This is a genomic window from Pseudomonas sp. KU43P, assembly GCF_033095865.1.
Classification (GTDB): Bacteria; Pseudomonadota; Gammaproteobacteria; order Pseudomonadales; family Pseudomonadaceae; genus Aquipseudomonas.
The window spans coordinates 1,637,446-1,654,429 of sequence record NZ_AP019365.1; the positions used below are offsets into that span (position 1 = coordinate 1,637,446).

General features: G+C 61.4%; 14 protein-coding genes and 6 tRNA genes. 17 read left to right on the forward strand and 3 right to left on the reverse strand.

All coding sequences use genetic code 11. The features are described from left to right. Positions 1-37: 37 nt before the first annotated feature. Genes aruF through astE form a run of 6 tightly spaced genes read left to right on the forward strand, consistent with a single transcriptional unit; the run spans position 38 to position 6,298 of the window. Positions 38-1,057, forward strand: a complete 1,020-nt coding sequence (gene aruF / locus KU43P_RS07510) for an arginine/ornithine succinyltransferase subunit alpha (RefSeq protein WP_008098644.1) — start codon at positions 38-40, stop codon at positions 1,055-1,057. Between the two features lie 52 nt (positions 1,058-1,109). Next, positions 1,110-2,138 carry an arginine N-succinyltransferase gene (gene astA, locus KU43P_RS07515; protein WP_317661943.1) on the forward strand — a complete coding sequence of 343 codons (1,029 nt, stop codon included), beginning with the start codon at positions 1,110-1,112 and terminating at the stop codon, positions 2,136-2,138. Continuing rightward, positions 2,139-3,602: a succinylglutamate-semialdehyde dehydrogenase gene (astD, locus tag KU43P_RS07520; RefSeq protein WP_317661944.1), complete on the forward strand. Its 1,464-nt coding sequence runs from the start codon at positions 2,139-2,141 to the stop codon at positions 3,600-3,602. It begins immediately after the preceding gene. 23 nt (positions 3,603-3,625) lie between these two features. Next, on the forward strand, positions 3,626-4,975 hold the full coding sequence (gene astB, locus KU43P_RS07525; RefSeq protein WP_317661946.1) for an N-succinylarginine dihydrolase: 1,350 nt from the start codon (positions 3,626-3,628) through the stop codon (positions 4,973-4,975). 14 nt (positions 4,976-4,989) lie between these two features. Further along, positions 4,990-5,280, forward strand: coding sequence for a topoisomerase II (locus KU43P_RS07530; RefSeq protein ID WP_317661948.1), 291 nt, complete (start codon positions 4,990-4,992; stop codon positions 5,278-5,280). A 10-nt stretch (positions 5,281-5,290) separates the two neighbouring features. Beyond that, positions 5,291-6,298 carry a succinylglutamate desuccinylase gene (gene astE / locus KU43P_RS07535; RefSeq protein WP_317661950.1) on the forward strand — a complete coding sequence of 336 codons (1,008 nt, stop codon included), beginning with the start codon at positions 5,291-5,293 and terminating at the stop codon, positions 6,296-6,298. Positions 6,299-6,382: 84 nt separating this feature from the next. Here astE and KU43P_RS07540 read toward each other — a convergent pair whose 3' ends face one another. Further along, positions 6,383-7,555, reverse strand: coding sequence for a M91 family zinc metallopeptidase (locus KU43P_RS07540; protein WP_317661951.1), 1,173 nt, complete (start codon positions 7,553-7,555; stop codon positions 6,383-6,385). A gap of 421 nt (positions 7,556-7,976) precedes the next feature. Here KU43P_RS07540 and alaS point away from each other — a divergent pair, with 421 nt between their 5' ends. From alaS to mgtE, 9 genes are all read left to right on the forward strand, one after another. After that, complete coding sequence (gene alaS / locus KU43P_RS07545; protein WP_317661952.1) at positions 7,977-10,601, forward strand: alanine--tRNA ligase; 2,625 nt, start codon at positions 7,977-7,979, stop codon at positions 10,599-10,601. Positions 10,602-10,684: 83 nt separating this feature from the next. Then, the gene (locus KU43P_RS07550; protein ID WP_317661954.1) at positions 10,685-11,920 is read left to right on the forward strand and encodes an aspartate kinase; all 1,236 of its coding nucleotides are present in this window, start codon (positions 10,685-10,687) and stop codon (positions 11,918-11,920) included. A 166-nt stretch (positions 11,921-12,086) separates the two neighbouring features. Then, on the forward strand, positions 12,087-12,275 hold the full coding sequence (gene csrA, locus KU43P_RS07555; protein ID WP_003254503.1) for a carbon storage regulator CsrA: 189 nt from the start codon (positions 12,087-12,089) through the stop codon (positions 12,273-12,275). 72 nt (positions 12,276-12,347) lie between these two features. Then, positions 12,348-12,438 (forward strand) — tRNA-Ser (locus tag KU43P_RS07560). 106 nt (positions 12,439-12,544) lie between these two features. Further along, positions 12,545-12,621: transfer RNA gene (locus tag KU43P_RS07565), tRNA-Arg, on the forward strand. Positions 12,622-12,694: 73 nt separating this feature from the next. After that, positions 12,695-12,771 (forward strand) — tRNA-Arg (locus KU43P_RS07570). A 75-nt stretch (positions 12,772-12,846) separates the two neighbouring features. Continuing rightward, positions 12,847-12,923: transfer RNA gene (locus KU43P_RS07575), tRNA-Arg, on the forward strand. Between the two features lie 72 nt (positions 12,924-12,995). Continuing rightward, a tRNA-Arg gene (locus KU43P_RS07580) sits at positions 12,996-13,072 on the forward strand. 377 nt (positions 13,073-13,449) lie between these two features. After that, positions 13,450-14,892 (forward strand): magnesium transporter, encoded by a 1,443-nt coding sequence (mgtE, locus tag KU43P_RS07585; protein ID WP_317661967.1) that lies wholly within the window; start codon positions 13,450-13,452, stop codon positions 14,890-14,892. A gap of 162 nt (positions 14,893-15,054) precedes the next feature. Here mgtE and KU43P_RS07590 read toward each other — a convergent pair whose 3' ends face one another. Then, entirely contained in the window at positions 15,055-15,291 is a 237-nt protein-coding gene (locus tag KU43P_RS07590) for a hypothetical protein (RefSeq protein WP_317661969.1), read from the reverse strand. 183 nt (positions 15,292-15,474) lie between these two features. After that, a complete protein-coding gene (locus KU43P_RS07595; protein ID WP_029613963.1) occupies positions 15,475-15,801 on the reverse strand; it encodes an Arc family DNA-binding protein in 327 nt (108 codons plus the stop codon). Positions 15,802-16,145: 344 nt separating this feature from the next. Here KU43P_RS07595 and phnN point away from each other — a divergent pair, with 344 nt between their 5' ends. Together phnN and KU43P_RS07605 are read left to right on the forward strand one after the other, a co-directional pair. Continuing rightward, positions 16,146-16,733 carry a phosphonate metabolism protein/1,5-bisphosphokinase (PRPP-forming) PhnN gene (gene phnN / locus KU43P_RS07600; protein ID WP_317661982.1) on the forward strand — a complete coding sequence of 196 codons (588 nt, stop codon included), beginning with the start codon at positions 16,146-16,148 and terminating at the stop codon, positions 16,731-16,733. A gap of 110 nt (positions 16,734-16,843) precedes the next feature. Beyond that, positions 16,844-16,920: transfer RNA gene (locus KU43P_RS07605), tRNA-Arg, on the forward strand. Positions 16,921-16,984: the final 64 nt, after the last annotated feature.

The following is a 16,984-nucleotide window of genomic DNA, read 5'->3' on the forward strand; positions in this document are numbered from 1 at the left end:
CGTCGTGCACGGCCAGTTTTTCCAAAGGAGTGACACCATGCTGGTGATGCGCCCCGCGCAAATGGCTGATCTGAACGAAGTGCAGCGCATGGCTGCGGACAGCCCCGTTGGTGTCACCTCGCTGCCGGACGATGCCGCCCGCCTGGGCGACAAGATCGCCGCCTCGGAAACCTCGTTCGCTGCCGAAGTCAGTTTCAACGGCGAGGAGAGCTACTTCTTCGTGCTCGAGGACAGCGCCACCGGCAAGCTCGCCGGGTGTTCGGCCATCGTCGCCTCGGCCGGCTATTCCGAACCGTTCTACAGCTTCCGGAACGAGACCTTCGTGCACGCCTCGCGCGAGCTGAAGATCCACAACAAGATCCACGTCCTGTCGCTGTGCCACGACCTCACCGGCAACAGCCTGCTGACCAGCTTCTACGTGCTTCCCGAACTGGTCGACAGCGGCTGGGCCGAGCTCAATTCGCGCGGCCGTCTGCTGTTCATGGCCTCGCATCCGGAGCGCTTTGCCGAGTCGGTGGTCACCGAAATCGTCGGCTACAGCGACGAGCAGGGCGAATCGCCGTTCTGGGATGCCATCGGGCGCAACTTCTTCGACCTCAACTACGCCCACGCCGAGCGCCTGTGCGGCTTGAAGAGCCGTACCTTTCTCGCCGAGCTGATGCCGCATTACCCGATCTATGTGCCACTTCTGCCGGACGCTGCGCAGGAGGCCATGGGCCAGGTACACCCGCGTGCACAGATCACCTTCGACATTCTCATGCGCGAAGGCTTCGAGACCGAGCACTACATCGACATCTTCGACGGCGGGCCGACCCTGCACGCACGGGCGTCGGGCATTCGCTCGATCGCCCAGAGCCGAGTGGTGCCGGTGAAGCTGGAAGAAGCCCCGGCCAAGGGTGGCCGCCAGTACCTGGTATGCAACGGCCAGCTGCAGGATTACCGCGCAGTGCTGCTGGAGCTGGACTGGGTGCCGGGCAAGCCGGTCGGCCTGAGCGCCGAAGCCGCCGATGCACTGGGTGTGGGCGAGGGCGCCAGCGTGCGCCTGGTCGCGGTCTGAAGCCTGGGAACAGAGTTTTGCGGTGGCGAGCGCTGCCGCACAAGGAGATAGCATGATCGTTCGTCCTGTACGCAGCAGCGATTTACCCGCGCTGATCGAATTGGCTCGCAGCACCGGGACCACCGGGCTGACCACCTTGCCGGCCAACGAGGAGCGCCTCGGGCACCGTGTCGGCTGGGCCGAGAAAAGCTTCCGTGGCGAAGCCGAGCGTGGTGATACCGACTACCTGTTCGTGCTGGAGAACGATGAAGGCATGGTGGTGGGCATCAGTGCCATCGCCGGCGCCGTCGGCCTGCGCGAGCCCTGGTACAACTACCGGGTCGGCCTGACCGTCAGCGCCTCCCAGGAGCTGAACATCTACCGCGAGATCCCGACCCTGTTCCTGGCCAACGACCTCACCGGCAACTCCGAGCTATGCTCGCTGTTCCTGCGTGGCGACTACCGCTCCGGGCTCAATGGCCGACTGCTGTCGCGAGCGCGCATGCTGTTCATCGCCGAGTTCCCCGAGCTGTTCGGCAACAAGATCATCGCCGAAATGCGTGGCATGTCCGACGAGCAGGGGCGTTCGCCGTTCTGGGAAAGCCTTGGTCGGCACTTCTTCAAGATGGAGTTCAGCCAGGCTGACTACCTCACCGGTGTGGGCAACAAGTCGTTCATTGCCGAGCTGATGCCCAAGTTCCCGCTGTACACCTGCTTCCTGTCGGAGGCGGCGCGCAATGTCATCGGCCGCGTGCACACCGACACGGAGCCTGCGCTGGCGATGCTCAAGCAAGAAGGCTTCAGCTACCAGGGCTATGTCGATATCTTCGACGCCGGCCCTGCCATCGAATGCGAAACCTCGAAGATCCGCGCCGTGCGCGAAAGCCAGACCCTGGTACTGGCCGTCGGCACGCCTGGCGATGACGCGACCCCTTACATCATTCACAACCGCAAGCGCGACGATTGCCGCATCACCGCTGCACCTGCACGCCTGGCCGCCGGCACCCTGGTGGTCGACCCATTGACCGCCAAGCGCCTGCGCATGGGTGCAGGCGACAACGTGCGCGCCGTGCCGCTGTCGGCAAGCCGGGAGGCCCAGTAAATGACCACGCATTACATCGCCGGCAACTGGCAGGCCGGCCAGGGTGAGCCCCTGCAATCGCTCAACCCGGTGACCCAGGCCGTCATCTGGCAAGGGCAGGGCGCCGTCGCCGGCCAGGTCGAAGCTGCCGTGCAGGCAGCGCGCCAGGCCTTCCCGGCCTGGGCGCAGTTGAGCCTGGAAGCGCGCATCGATGTGCTGGAAAAGTTTGCCGAGCAGCTCAAGCAGCATGCCGAGGCGCTGGCCCACTGCATTGGCGAGGAGACCGGCAAACCGCTGTGGGAGTCGGCTACCGAAGTCTCCAGCATGGTCAACAAGGTGGCGATCTCGGTGCAGAGCTACCGCGAGCGTACCGGTGAAAAGAGCGGCCCGCTGGCCGATGCCACGGCCGTGCTGCGCCACAAGCCCCATGGCGTGGTGGCGGTGTTCGGCCCTTACAACTTTCCGGGTCACCTGCCCAACGGCCATATCGTCCCGGCGCTGCTGGCGGGCAACTGCGTGGTGTTCAAGCCCAGCGAGCTGACCCCCAAGGTCGCCGAGCTGACCGTCAATTGCTGGATCGCCGCGGGCCTGCCGGCGGGGGTGCTCAACCTGATTCAGGGTGCTCGCGAAACGGGCGTGGCACTGGCTGCCAACCCGGGTATCGATGGGCTGTTCTTCACCGGCTCCAGCCGTACCGGCAACCTGCTGCACCAGCAGTTTGCCGGGCGCCCGGACAAGATCCTCGCCCTGGAAATGGGCGGCAACAACCCGCTGGTGGTCGATGAGGTCAAGGACATCGACGCAGCGGTGTACACCATCATCCAGTCGGCCTTCATCTCCGCTGGGCAGCGCTGCACGTGCGCTCGCCGGCTGCTGGTGCCTGCCGGTACCTGGGGTGATTCGCTGATCGCGCGCCTGGTCGAAGTGAGCAGAAGCCTTACCGTCGGTGCCTTCGACCAGCAACCTGCGCCGTTCATGGGGGCGGTGATCTCGCTGCAAGCGGCGCAGGCACTGGTGGCAGCGCAGGCAGAACTGGTCGACAAGGGGGCAGTGGCGTTGTTGCCACTGACCCAACCGCAGGCCAGCGCCGCGCTGCTGACCCCAGGCATTCTCGATGTCACCGCGGTGGCCGGGCGCCCGGACGAAGAGTTCTTCGGCCCGCTGTTGCAGGTGATCCGCTACGCCGACTTCGATGCCGCGATCGATGAGGCCAACAACACCCAGTACGGCCTGGCCGCTGGCCTGCTGTCCGATTCCCGTGCCCGCTACCAGTACTTCTGGCTGCGCAGCCGCGCCGGCATCGTCAACTGGAACAAGCAGCTGACCGGCGCCGCGAGCAGCGCGCCGTTCGGGGGGGTGGGCGCCAGCGGCAACCACCGCGCCAGCGCCTATTACGCGGCCGATTACTGCGCTTACCCCGTGGCTTCGCTGGAGACCGCCAGCCTTGCTTTGCCGGCGTCGCTGACGCCGGGTGTCACCTTATAACAACAGGTCACGGAGCCTAGCCGATGAAATCCTATGAAGTGAATTTTGATGGCCTGGTGGGGCCTACCCACAACTACGGCGGCCTGTCCTACGGTAACGTGGCTTCGCAGAGCAACAGCCAGCAGGCGTCCAACCCGCGTGAAGCGGCGCGCCAGGGCCTGGCGAAGATGAAGGCGCTGGCCGACATGGGCTTCCAGCAGGGTGTGCTGGCGCCCCAGGAGCGCCCAGATGTGGCCGCGTTGCGCCGCCTTGGCTTTGGCGGCAGCGATGCCGAAGTGATCCAGCGTGCTGCCAAGGAGGCCATGCCGCTGCTGGTTGCCAGTTGCTCGGCGTCAAGCATGTGGGTGGCCAATGCCGCCACCGTCAGCCCCAGCGCCGACACCGCCGATGGCCGCGTGCATTTCACCGCCGCCAATCTCAACTGCAAGTTCCACCGCAGCATCGAGCACCCGACCACCAGCCGTGTGCTGGCGGCCATGTTCAACGACGATAAGCACTTTGCCCATCACCCCGCGCTGCCTGCGGTGGCGCAGTTCGGTGACGAGGGTGCGGCCAACCACACGCGCTTCTGCCGGCGCTATGGCGAGGCAGGCGTCGAGTTCTTCGTCTATGGGCGCAGCGCTTTCGACAGCCGCTACCCAGCGCCCCAGAAGTACCCGGCGCGCCAGACCCTGGAGGCGTCCCAGGCTGTGGCCCGGCTGCATGGCCTGAGCGAAGAAGGTGTGGTCTACGCTCAACAGAACCCGGCGGTGATCGACCAGGGCGTGTTCCACAACGATGTGATTGCGGTGGGCAACGGCGAGGTACTGTTCTACCACGAGGATGCCTTCCTCGAGACTGACGCGGTGCTTGGCCAACTACAGGCTAAACTGGCCAGCAAGGGCGGCCGTTTCCAGGCCATCCGCGTGCCACGCGCAGCGGTAACGGTAGAGGATGCGGTGCGTTCCTACCTGTTCAACAGCCAGCTGCTCAGCCGCGACGACGGCTCCATGCTGCTGGTGGTGCCGGAAGAATGCCGCAACAACGAGCGGGTCTGGGCGTACCTGAACCAGTTGACCGCCCAGGGCGGCGCGGTGAAAGAGGTCAAGGTGTTCGACCTCAAGCAGAGCATGCAGAACGGCGGTGGCCCCGCCTGCCTGCGCTTGCGCGTGGCATTGAAGGAAACGGAACTGGCAGCGGTCAATCCAGGCGTTATCATGACCGCCCCGTTGTACGACACATTGCTGCAGTGGGTCGACAAGCACTACCGCGATCGCCTTGGCGAGGCGGACCTTGCTGACCCGCAGTTGCTGGTGGAATGCCGTACTGCGCTGGATGAGCTGACCCAGATCCTGAAGTTGGGCTCGGTCTATCCGTTCCAACGCCAACCTTGAAGAGAGAACTTGTAATGACCGACGCCATGCGCCTCATCCTCGAAGATTCCGACGGTACCCAGCTGGAAACCTCCTGCACGCGCTTTGCCGTGGTCTGGCAAGGCAAGGAAGTGTGGATCCAGCAAGATGGCCGCGGCCAGCTGCTGATCGGCGTGGACGTTGATGAAGGCGATACCGAGTACGCCAACCTGCTGCTGCGCCCAATGGCCACCAACCTGGTCAGCCTGCAGCTGGAGATGGAGCCGGCCGAAGTCGGCGAAGGCGATGATCACGTCCATGGCCCCGATTGCGGCCACCACCACTAAGGAAGCGCCTATGCTCGCCCTTGGCAAATTGCTTGAGCTGACCCTGACCGATCACGAGCCGGCCGAGAAGACCCAAGTGACAACCAAGGGCGTGCGGTTGCGCTGGCTGGGGGAGGGCGCACTGGAAGTGCGTCCACTGGACAGCGAGGACTGCGGGCTCGACCTGCTGCTCTCGGCCGGTATCCACGGCAATGAGACAGCGCCGATCGAACTGCTCGAACGGCTGCTGCACGGCGTGGCCAATGGCAAGATCAAGCCGAAGGCGCGGGTATTGTTCCTGTTCGGCAACCCGGCGGCGATCCGCAAGGGCGAGCGCTTCATCGAGCAGGACATCAACCGTCTGTTCAACGGTCGCCACGAACTCTCCAGCGGTTTCGAAGCGTTGCGAGCGGCAGAGCTCGAACAGTTCGCCCGGGTGTTTTTCAGCATACCCAAGCGCAGCCGCCTTCACTACGACCTGCATACCGCCATTCGTGGCTCGAAGATCGAACAGTTCGCCCTGTATCCCTATAAAGAGGGGCGCCAGCATTCGCGTTGCGAGCTGGCCCGCCTGGCTGCGGCCGGCATGGAGGCGGTGCTGCTGCAGAGCAAGTCGTCGATCACCTTCAGTGCCTTTACCTATGAACAGCTCGATGCCGAGGCATTTACCTTGGAGCTGGGCAAGGCGCGGCCGTTCGGCCAGAACGAGCAGGTCAACCTCGACAAGCTCGAAGAACGGCTGATCCGCATCATCGAGAATACCGAGCCCGAGAACGATGGTTCGCTGGACGGGCTCAAGCTGTTCAGCGTCGCCCGCGAGATCATCAAGCACAGCGACAGCTTCCACCTGCACCTGCCGGCCGATATCGAGAACTTCTCCGAGCTGAGCAAGGGGTACCTGCTGGCCGAGGACCTGGCGGAAATGCGCTGGGTGGTCGAGGAGGAGGGGGCGCGGATCATCTTCCCCAATCCCAAGGTCAAGAATGGCCTCAGGGCGGGGATACTGATCGTGCCGGATGCTGGGCAGAAACTCGGCTGAATGAACGTGCCGATCAGGCTTTTTTCAGGCGTTTGCCGAGTCAGGCCCAGCGCGCGGCCCACTGCGATCGCGCAGCGGTCTAGTCTAGTAGTGACGTCGTGGTTGCAGGCCCAGCTCCAGCCTTAATCCATTTTCGGTGAACTGCGGCGGGTTGGTATCGGTCGGCGGTGTTTCCGGGTTCTTGTCGAAATCGTAAAAGATGCCCGCCGCAAGGCCAATCGCTTGCAGCTTGGCCCTGCTGACCTCAAGCTGCCTGTAATCATAGGTTTCTGTCGTCATGCTGCCCGGCATGGTAGTGCCGCTGAATGCGTTGTACGCCTCGCACAGGCAGCGGTAGAAATCCAGCAGCGGCAGATTGTCGCTGTCCGAACGCGTCAGGTTGAATTCAAGGTAGCCACCTTCGGCGGGCCAGCCGGATTCCCATGCAAGCTGGGGGTTTTGTTGCAGGTGGTGCCCCTCGTCCGAGGGGTCGGTAATCTGCACCTCGAACCGGGTCGCCCTGTTTGTTTCGCGGATCGTAATCCATGCGCGTTTGGCGAGTTCGGCCAAGAGTTGATGGCCGCAGTGCGTGTGGCGCAGGAAGACCAGGTGGTTGTCCACTGCCTGTTTGAAGGTATCGCTGCCTTCTACCGTGAATGTGGCGTTGGCGAGCGTATCGTAGGGAGGTGAAAGTGGCCCTGCGAACCGTTCGTCACCCGGCTGCGAACGAGCATAGGTGCCTGATCCGTGCGGGTTGTCGATCAGGACATGTCCGGTGATATGGCAGTTGGCCGAGTCACTCTTGATAAACGCCAGCCCTTTGCCCGCTTCGATGCGCATGTCGCCGGCGCCTGAGAATACCTCGGTGACGCCGCTGCCTGTCTTGATGCTACTGTTGCCGTTGCCGATCTGGATGATGACCGGCGTTTCCACGTCATCATGCACACGGATCTTGGTGTTTCCATCGGGGGCCTTGAGGATGAGCGTTTGTTCTGGCGTCGGTGCGAGTATGAATGGCTTGCCATCGACACTGGCCGCGAGGTGGCAATCACGGGTTGATATATCGATGGTTGTGCCAGCGAAGCGACTCTCGACCACCATGTGGAATCGGCTTGGGCCTCGACCTGCCTCGAGCCAGATCTGCTCCAGGTAGATATCAAGCTGATCGTCGCGGTGCACGAGCATTTTATGAACGGTCTTGCCTTGCGTGAGTGTCTCCCTCCACTGGCGGAAGCCACTGGTTCTTCCGGAAATGAAGTAAGTCGGTTTGGGGTTCATGGGATTGCCTCGTATGCGCTGTACTGGCTGGGGCCAGGGGTTGCAGAGCGGTCAAGGCTAGGGCAGTGGCAAGGGCGGGATGTGGTAGTTATTCAATGAGTCGCCACAGGCATTGTGGTGGGGCTGGAACCTGCGCAGGTGACTGGAGGGTGGCGGACCTGATCCCTTGAGAAAACGCTTTGGTTTACCGCCTGGTCCATTTTCCTTCCCTTGGGCGGTAATTGGCTTGCCAGGGGCGAAAGGCTGCATTTAGCATCCGGTCATGTCTTTTTCGTTTGCATGAGCTCAAAAGCCGTCCATTCGACGCTTTCTATCGCATAAACACACTGCACCGAGATTGCAGGACCGATATAATGCGGCCCTTTGCCGTCGTTTCGTCGACGCGTTTGCCCCAAGGGCCGCCGTTTCCGTGGAAGAACCTATGAAAAGCGCAGAAATCCGTGAAGCCTTCCTTCGCTTCTTCGAAGAGCAGGGCCATACCCGAGTCGCCTCCAGTTCGCTGATCCCGAACAACGACCCGACCCTGCTGTTCACCAACGCAGGCATGAACCAGTTCAAGGACTGCTTCCTCGGTGCAGAGAAGCGTGCCTACACCCGCGCCGTCAGCAGCCAGAAATGCGTGCGCGCCGGCGGCAAGCACAACGACCTGGAAAACGTCGGCTACACCGCGCGCCACCACACCTTCTTCGAGATGCTGGGCAACTTCAGCTTCGGCGACTATTTCAAGCGCGATGCGATCACCTTCGCCTGGACGTTCCTGACTTCCGACAAGTGGCTGAACCTGCCGAAGGAAAAGCTCTGGGTCACCGTCTACGCCAGCGACGACGAAGCCTACGACATCTGGACCAAGGAAGTCGGCGTGCCGGCCGAGCGCATGGTGCGCATCGGTGACAACAAGGGCGCCCCGTACGCCTCCGACAACTTCTGGACCATGGGCGACACCGGCCCGTGCGGTCCGTGCACCGAGATCTTCTACGACCACGGCGCCGACATCTGGGGCGGCCCACCCGGCTCGCCGGAAGAAGATGGCGACCGCTACATCGAGATCTGGAACAACGTCTTCATGCAGTTCAACCGCACGGCCGATGGCGTGCTGCACCCGCTGCCAGCGCCGTCGGTGGACACCGGCATGGGCCTGGAGCGCATCAGTGCGGTCATGCAGCACGTGCACTCGAACTACGAGATCGACCTGTTCCAGAACCTGCTGTCTGCCGCGGCCCAGGCCATCGGCTGCAGCAACGACGGCCAGGCCTCGCTGAAGGTGGTCGCCGACCATATCCGTTCCTGCGGCTTCCTGATCGCCGACGGCGTGCTGCCGTCCAACGAAGGCCGTGGCTATGTGCTGCGTCGCATCATCCGTCGCGCCTGCCGTCACGGCAACAAGCTGGGTGCCAAGGGCAGCTTCTTCTATCAGATCGTCGCGGCCCTGGCGGCCGAAATGGGCGAGGCCTTCCCTGAACTGAAAGGCCAGCAGGCGCACATCGAGCGGGTCCTCAAGGCCGAGGAGGAACAGTTCGCCAAGACCCTGGAGCAGGGTCTGCGCATCCTCGAGCAGGACCTGGCGCAACTCGAAGGCAAGGTGGTACCGGGCGACGTGGTGTTCAAGCTGTACGACACCTATGGCTTCCCCATGGACCTGACCGCCGACATCGCCCGCGAGCGCGAGCTGAGCATCGACGAAGCCGGCTTCGAGCGCGAGATGGACGCCCAGCGTGAGCGTGCTCGCTCCGCCAGTGCCTTTGGCATGGACTACAACAGCCTGGTCAAGGTCGACACCGCCACCGAGTTCCTCGGTTACGACGCCACCGAAGGCCAGGGCAAGATCATCGCCCTGTACAAGGACGGCCAGTCCGTCGATCAGCTGGGTGAAGGCGAGCAGGGCGTCGTGGTGCTCGATCGCACGCCGTTCTACGCCGAATCCGGCGGTCAGGTCGGTGACAGCGGTTTCCTGCAGGCCGGCGCTGCACGCTTCGACGTGCGCGACACCACCAAGACCGGCGGTGCTTTCCTGCACCACGGCGTGGTCGCCAGCGGCGCACTGGTCATCGGCTCGCCCGTTGAGGCCAAGGTCGATGCCGATGTGCAGCACGCCACCTCGCTGAACCACTCGGCCACCCACCTGCTCCACGAAGCGCTGCGCCAGGTACTGGGCGAGCACGTGCAGCAGAAGGGCTCGCTGGTCGACAGCCAGCGCCTGCGTTTCGACTTCAGCCACTTCGAGGCGGTGACGCCTGCGCAGATCAAGGCCCTGGAAGACATCGTCAACCGCGAAGTGCGCAAGAACACGCCGGTCGAAACCGAACTGACCGATATCGAAACAGCCAAGCGCAAGGGCGCCATGGCCCTGTTCGGCGAGAAGTACGGTGATACCGTGCGGGTGCTGAGCATGGGTGGCGATTTCTCCGTCGAGCTGTGCGGCGGTATCCACGCCAAGCGCACCGGCGATATCAGCCTGTTCAAGATCATCAGCGAAGGTGGCGTGGCCTCGGGCGTGCGCCGTATCGAAGCGGTCACCGGCGCCGCTGCGCTGGCCTACCTGAACGCTGCCGAAGAGCAGGTCAAGGAAGCCGCGCAGCTGGTCAAGGGTAACCGTGACAACCTGATCGACAAGCTGTCGGCGGTGCTCGAGCGCAACCGTCAGCTGGAGAAGCAGCTGGAACAGCTGCAGGCCAAGGCCGCCAGCGCCGCCGGGGATGATCTCTCCAGCGCGGCTGTTGAGGTCAAAGGTGCCAAGGTGCTTGCCGCTCGCCTAGACGGGCAGGATGGCAAGGCGCTGCTGGCCCTGGTCGATCAGCTGAAGAACAAGCTCGGCCACGCAGTGATCCTGCTGGGCAGCGAGCATGAGGGCAAGGTCGTGCTGGTGGCCGGCGTGACCAAAGACCTCTCCAGCCAACTCAAGGCTGGCGACCTGATGAAACAAGCCGCAGCAAAAGTGGGTGGCAAGGGCGGTGGCCGTCCGGACATGGCCCAGGGTGGTGGCGTCGACGTCGCTGCACTGGACCAGGCCCTGGCGCTGGCCGTGCCATTCGCAGAGCAGGGACTTTGAGATGACGGGGCGGCGGTCTAGTCGTCGCCCCCTCATGTTGGATGGTTTTTTTGGGGCCCTGTATGGGCTGAGGCACCATTGAAATGGCGTTGATCGTACAGAAATTTGGCGGCACCTCTGTCGGTTCCATCGAGCGGATCGAGCAGGTTGCCGACAAGGTCAAGAAACACCGTGAAGCGGGCGACGACCTGGTGGTTGTGCTGTCGGCCATGAGCGGCGAAACCAACCGCCTGATCGACCTGGCCAAGCAGATTACCGACCAGCCGGTTCCGCGTGAGCTGGATGTGATCGTGTCCACTGGCGAGCAGGTCACCATTGCCCTGCTGGCCATGGCCCTGATCAAGCGCGGAGTGCCGGCGGTGTCCTACACCGGCAACCAGGTGCGCATTCTCACCGACAGCTCGCACAACAAGGCGCGCATCCTGCAGATCGACGACCAGAAGATTCGCGCCGACCTGAAGGCCGGGCGCGTGGTGGTGGTGGCTGGTTTCCAGGGTGTCGACGAGCACGGCAGCATCACTACGCTGGGCCGTGGCGGCTCCGACACCACCGGCGTAGCCCTGGCGGCCGCGCTCAAGGCTGACGAGTGCCAGATCTACACCGATGTCGATGGCGTCTACACCACCGACCCGCGTGTCGTGCCCCAGGCGCGCCGCCTGGAGAAGATCACCTTCGAAGAGATGCTGGAAATGGCCAGCCTCGGTTCCAAGGTGCTGCAGATCCGTTCGGTGGAGTTCGCCGGCAAGTACAACGTTCCGCTGCGCGTGCTGCACAGCTTCAAGGAGGGTCCGGGTACCCTCATTACCATTGATGAAGAGGAATCCATGGAACAGCCGATCATTTCCGGTATCGCCTTCAACCGTGATGAAGCCAAGCTGACCATTCGCGGCGTGCCGGACACCCCGGGCGTCGCTTTCAAGATCCTCGGCCCGATCAGCGCTTCGAACATCGAAGTGGACATGATCGTGCAGAACGTTTCGCACGATAACACCACCGACTTCACCTTCACCGTACACCGCAACGAGTACGAGAAGGCCCACGCCGTGCTGGAAAACACCGCGCGTGAAATCGGTGCCCGCGAAGTGATCGGCGATACCAAGATCGCCAAGGTGTCGATCGTCGGTGTTGGCATGCGCTCCCATGCGGGTGTTGCCAGCCGCATGTTCGAAGCCCTGGCCAAGGAGAGCATCAACATCCAGATGATCTCCACCTCCGAGATCAAGGTGTCGGTCGTCATCGAAGAGAAGTACCTGGAGCTGGCCGTTCGCGCGCTGCACACCGCGTTCGAGCTCGACGCTCCGGCACGACAGGGCGAGTAAGGCCTTGCCAGAAGGGCGCGGCTTAGCCGCGCCCTTCGCGTTTCTGGTCGTCGCGCAGGCCCTGTCCTGCCGGCGCGGTGGCCACCCGGGCCTGTGCTGTCATCCGCAGCCAGGTCCCGCCATTCCCAGACTGTTATCCCTGAATGTTTTGCGTAAGGAGAAAGCTATGTTGATTCTGACTCGTCGGTGCGCCGAGAGCCTGATCATTGGAGACGGCGAGATCACCGTGACGGTGCTCGGCGTCAAAGGCAACCAGGTGCGTATCGGCGTCAGCGCGCCCAAGGAAGTGGCCGTTCACCGCGAAGAAATCTACTTGCGGATCAAGAAAGAGAAGGATGAAGAGCCAAGCCTTTAATTTTTTTGAAGTTTTTTTCAAAAAAAGGGTTGCAAACGAGGAAGAGCCTGTTTAATATTCGCCTCGTGTTGCGGTGAGGTGGCCGAGTGGCCGAAGGCGCTCCCCTGCTAAGGGAGTATACCTCATAAGGGTATCGGGGGTTCGAATCCCCCCTTCACCGCCATTATTCGCTTAGGGCGCTGTAATCGGTAGGAACGCTAAGTCGTTGAAGTTAAACGAAAAAGTTCTTGCAAAAATGATTAAGCGAACTATCATGCGCGGCAAGACACGGACTCATAGCTCAGCTGGATAGAGTACTCGGCTACGAACCGAGCGGTCGCAGGTTCGAATCCTGCTGAGTCCGCCATTTTTGAAGTGGCTTTGCCTGCAAGGCTGCTTCAAATCAACCAGTGGTAACCTGGTCTAAAACTACCAACCACGGACTCATAGCTCAGCTGGATAGAGTACTCGGCTACGAACCGAGCGGTCGCAGGTTCGAATCCTGCTGAGTCCGCCACTTTTTGAAGTGGCTTTGCTTGCAAGGCTCCTTCAAACCAACCAGTGGTAACCTGGTCTAAAAAATACCAACCACGGACTCATAGCTCAGCTGGATAGAGTACTCGGCTACGAACCGAGCGGTCGCAGGTTCGAATCCTGCTGAGTCCGCCACTTTTGAAGTGGCTCTGCTTGCAAAGGCACTTCAATCCACCAGTGGTAATCTGGTCTAAAACTACCAACCACGGACTCATAGCTCAGCTGGATAGAGTACTCGGCTACGAACCGAGCGGTCGCAGGTTCGAATCCTGCTGAGTCCGCCATACATCAAAAAGCCCGCTCATTTGAGCGGGCTTTTTGTTTTCCATTTTCACTGAATTGTCAGTGATGCCTGACTAGACTGCAAAGAAACCGGCCCGGCAATCTTTTGCGCGACGGATGTGTTCTTTACCTGGCGCCTGCCGTCGCACTGATGGCTTCGAGCGTTGTCCCAGCTTTATCGCGCAAACGATTGTTCTGGCCAAAATTTTAAGCGATCTGACAGCTTAGGCAGTGTATGATTGCGCCCGTCAGCCCCGCCGGGGCTTGTGGAATACCACCATGGACTTACCCAGTAGTTACTCCTTAACAAGATTTTTACAGATTGATCTGACCGATTGATTCTCCCGGCGTGCTCCGCTGCTGGGAGTGGAGTTCGCCTATGACTGAAGTAGAAGTAAAGAAAGCTCAAGAGAGCCTGCAGGATCGCCTGGCCCAAGTGGTCGAGCTGCTGCAGCGCCAGCGCGTGGTTGAGGACCTGACTCACCGTCAGGAAGGCCATCACCATGATCGGGTGGAAAACCTCGTCCACCGCCAGAACCTGGTCGAGCTGCAGCGCAAGCTCGACGATCTGCACCCTGCAGACATCGCCTACATCCTCGAAGCCTTGCCGCTGGAAGACCGCCTGACGGTCTGGCAGCTCGTACGCTCGGACCGTGACGGCGATATTCTCCTCGAAGTATCCGATTCCGTACGTCAATCGCTGATCGCCGATATGGACGATCACGAGATCCTCGCTGCGGCGAAGGAAATGGACGCCGACGAACTGGCCGACCTGGCGCCTGAGCTGCCACGTGACGTCGTTCACGAGCTGATGGAGAGCCTCGATGCCCAGCAGCGCGAGCGCGTGCGCTCGGCGTTGAGCTATGACGAGGAGCAGGTCGGTGCGTTGATGGACTTCGAGATGGTCACCATCCGCGAAGATGTCAGCCTGGAAGTGGTATTGCGCTACCTGCGCCGGCTGAAAGAGCTGCCCAACCATACCGACAAACTGTTCGTGGTCGATTACGACGGCATCCTCAAGGGTGTGCTGCCGATCAAGCGCCTGCTGGTCAACGACCCGGAGAAGAAGGTAGCGGAGGTCATGGCGACCGACCCGGTCTCCTTCCATCCTGAGGAAGATGCCTACGATGCTGCCCAGGCCTTCGAGCGTTACGACCTGGTATCGGCACCCGTGGTGGACAAGAGCGACCGCTTGATCGGCCGTCTGACCATCGACGAGATGGTCGACCTGATTCGTGAGGAGAGCGAGAGCGAAGTTCTCAACATGGCGGGTCTGCGCGAAGAAGAAGACATCTTTGCTTCGGTCTGGCGTTCGCTGCGCAACCGGTGGGCCTGGCTGGCCATCAACCTGATCACTGCATTCGTGGCCTCGCGTGTGATCGGCCTGTTCGAAGGCTCGATCGAGAAACTGGTGGCACTGGCTGCGCTGATGCCGATTGTGGCGGGTATCGGTGGCAACTCCGGTAACCAGACCATCACCATGATCGTTCGCGCCATGGCGCTGGACCAGGTGTCACCCGGCAATACCAGCCGCCTGATGCGCAAGGAGCTTGCAGTGTCGCTGCTCAATGGCCTGATCTGGGGTGGGGTGATCGGTGCGGTAGCGTTCTGGCTGTATGGCAGCTGGTCGCTGGGCCTGGTGATGACGGCGGCAATGACCTTGAACCTGCTGCTGGCGGCCTTGATGGGTGTGTTGATACCGATGACTTTAACGCGCCTGGGGCGCGACCCGGCGATGGGGTCCAGCGTGATGATTACTGCGGTCACTGACAGTGGAGGCTTCTTCATCTTCCTCGGCCTGGCCACCGTCTTCCTGCTGTAAGCCCGCTGAAGCCAGGGGCCGCTGCGCGGCCCGCCAGCTCCCACGGATCCCCTAATGCTGCCAAAACCGACACTGTACCTGTGGGAGCCGGCTTGCCGGCGATGAGGCCGGATCAGGCAAACAAGAAAGCCAGCTTGCGCTGGCTTTTTTCTTGCCTGCGTCTCACTGGGTAAAACCGAAGCCGGTGATGACGCGCTCTTTGTCAGTGTGCACATACAGCTGGTAAGCCATTACCGCCATGTCATCAGGGCCCACGACATCATCGATATCAAAGCCACTGACAGCACTCACGGTGTGCTTCACCAGCGTGCTGTACCGGCTGCCAACAAGAGGCTGCAGGGCATTGAGAATTTTTTTTTCCCTGGCGAGCGTTGCGGGGCTTTTCTGTAGGTTCTGCATGCAGTTTCTCCTGAGTAACCAGGCTAATGGGGCTGGTCATTCTGTCGCTCACGGAGAAAGGCATGTGGTGCAGAGTTATAGAGGCTGCAAACGAAAACGCCCGATGCAAGGCATCGGGCGTTTGGGCTTGGCAAGGATCGCCTATGGGGCGAAACCTTTGGCTGAGCTGGCTACGAGCTAACCTCAGGAGGCGTCGGCGGCCATTTCCACATCGTGAGCGATGAGGGCCACCAACGCGTTCTGCTGTCGGTGGGTGAGCTGGCGGAAGCGCTGTAACAACTCACGCTCGTGCAGCGACAGCTCAGGGCTGTCAAGGCGCATGCTCAGCTCGTCGCCCAGTGCGCCTTCCTGGATCAGGCTCTGTTCCAGGCGCGCAATGATTTCGGAGTTCATGCTGCGGTGATGGTTGCGCGCTACCTCGGCAATGCGCTCACGCATCCCGTCTGGCAGGCGGACGACGAACTTGTCAGCGGTACGGCTCGAATAAATAGCCTGTTTCATTGGGCGCATATAAATTGACCGGTTTTTGGTTCAGGGGAAGCGGTTCTCAAATTGGCCGCACGGGATGGTGGTACGACCGTGGCGACGACAAAATGTTCAACCGTCAGATAAATTTGGTGCTCATCTTGCCTCATGGTCGCCGTTTCCTTGGCGTCAATTCTGTGACAAATAGTGATCCGGATAAAGGCTTTTTGCCAGTACCAATTATCAGAAATGAGTACTGGTTTGAAAAGTTTTGCATCTTCCGGCCCACTACAGCGTCAGCCCTTTGCCGTCAAAAACCCGTAAAACGCAGCAAAGGGTCGGGAAAACACCTAAAATGCGCGGGTTTCCTTCCATAGAGCATAGTGGCTATGCAACATGACGCAAGCGCCCAAGGTGAAGCCTCAGGCCGCCTGATATTTCTGATAGGACCGTCGGGTTCGGGAAAAGATTCCCTGATCGATGCATCGCGTGTGCAACTCGCTGCGGCGGGAGTGGAAATTGCCCGCCGGGTCATCACCCGCTCTGCAGAATCCAAAGGCGAAGCCGCCCAGGGCGTCACGCCCGAACGTTTCGAAACGATGCGTGCCGCTGGAGCGTTCGCCATGCACTGGCGGGCCAATGGGTTGGACTACGGCATCCCTGCGCAAGTGGATCATTGGCTGGCGCAAGGGCGCCCGGTATTGGTCAACGGTTCGCGAGCCTACCTGCCCCAGGCACGCCTGCGCTACCCGGACCTGCTGGCCGTGTGCCTGGTGGTAAAGCCCGAGGTGCTGCGTGACCGCCTGCTCGCAAGGGGAAGAGAAACACAGCAGCAAATCGACCAGCGCCTGGCGCGCAACGCCCGCATGCAGGTGAGTGACGATGCTGCCTTGCACCTGCTGGACAACTCGGGGTCGTTGCAGGCGGCAGTGGCGGCATTGCTCGACCTGCTGCGCAAGGAAAAACTGATCACCTGAGGGAGCGGAAAAAACCTACGGGCAAAATGCCCGATTGAGGCTGACAAACGGCAGCCCGCTGGTTAACATGCTCGCCGTCCTCCCGTGCAATGCTCGTTGCCGGTTCTTGTGTCTCAGTAGCTCAATTGGATAGAGCATCCCCCTCCTAAGGGGAAGGTTGGCAGTTCGAACCTGCCCTGGGACGCCATGCACTCAGCCCATCTCAATACGCCCGCTCAGGCCACCATGGCTCACATCGCAAGCCATGGCAT

Excerpts from the sequence above, each read along its gene's own strand:
- aruF (WP_008098644.1), top strand. The coding sequence starts at position 38 with ATGCTGGTGATGCGCCCCGCGCAAATGGCTGATCTGAACGAAGTGCAG.
- astA (WP_317661943.1), top strand. The coding sequence starts at position 1,110 with ATGATCGTTCGTCCTGTACGCAGCAGCGATTTACCCGCGCTGATCGAA.
- astD (WP_317661944.1), top strand. The coding sequence starts at position 2,139 with ATGACCACGCATTACATCGCCGGCAACTGGCAGGCCGGCCAGGGTGAG.
- astB (WP_317661946.1), top strand. The coding sequence starts at position 3,626 with ATGAAATCCTATGAAGTGAATTTTGATGGCCTGGTGGGGCCTACCCAC.
- KU43P_RS07530 (WP_317661948.1), top strand. The coding sequence starts at position 4,990 with ATGACCGACGCCATGCGCCTCATCCTCGAAGATTCCGACGGTACCCAG.
- astE (WP_317661950.1), top strand. The coding sequence starts at position 5,291 with ATGCTCGCCCTTGGCAAATTGCTTGAGCTGACCCTGACCGATCACGAG.
- KU43P_RS07540 (WP_317661951.1), bottom strand. The coding sequence starts at position 7,555 with ATGAACCCCAAACCGACTTACTTCATTTCCGGAAGAACCAGTGGCTTC.
- alaS (WP_317661952.1), top strand. The coding sequence starts at position 7,977 with ATGAAAAGCGCAGAAATCCGTGAAGCCTTCCTTCGCTTCTTCGAAGAG.
- KU43P_RS07550 (WP_317661954.1), top strand. The coding sequence starts at position 10,685 with ATGGCGTTGATCGTACAGAAATTTGGCGGCACCTCTGTCGGTTCCATC.
- csrA (WP_003254503.1), top strand. The coding sequence starts at position 12,087 with ATGTTGATTCTGACTCGTCGGTGCGCCGAGAGCCTGATCATTGGAGAC.
- mgtE (WP_317661967.1), top strand. The coding sequence starts at position 13,450 with ATGACTGAAGTAGAAGTAAAGAAAGCTCAAGAGAGCCTGCAGGATCGC.
- KU43P_RS07590 (WP_317661969.1), bottom strand. The coding sequence starts at position 15,291 with ATGCAGAACCTACAGAAAAGCCCCGCAACGCTCGCCAGGGAAAAAAAA.
- KU43P_RS07595 (WP_029613963.1), bottom strand. The coding sequence starts at position 15,801 with ATGCGCCCAATGAAACAGGCTATTTATTCGAGCCGTACCGCTGACAAG.
- phnN (WP_317661982.1), top strand. The coding sequence starts at position 16,146 with ATGCAACATGACGCAAGCGCCCAAGGTGAAGCCTCAGGCCGCCTGATA.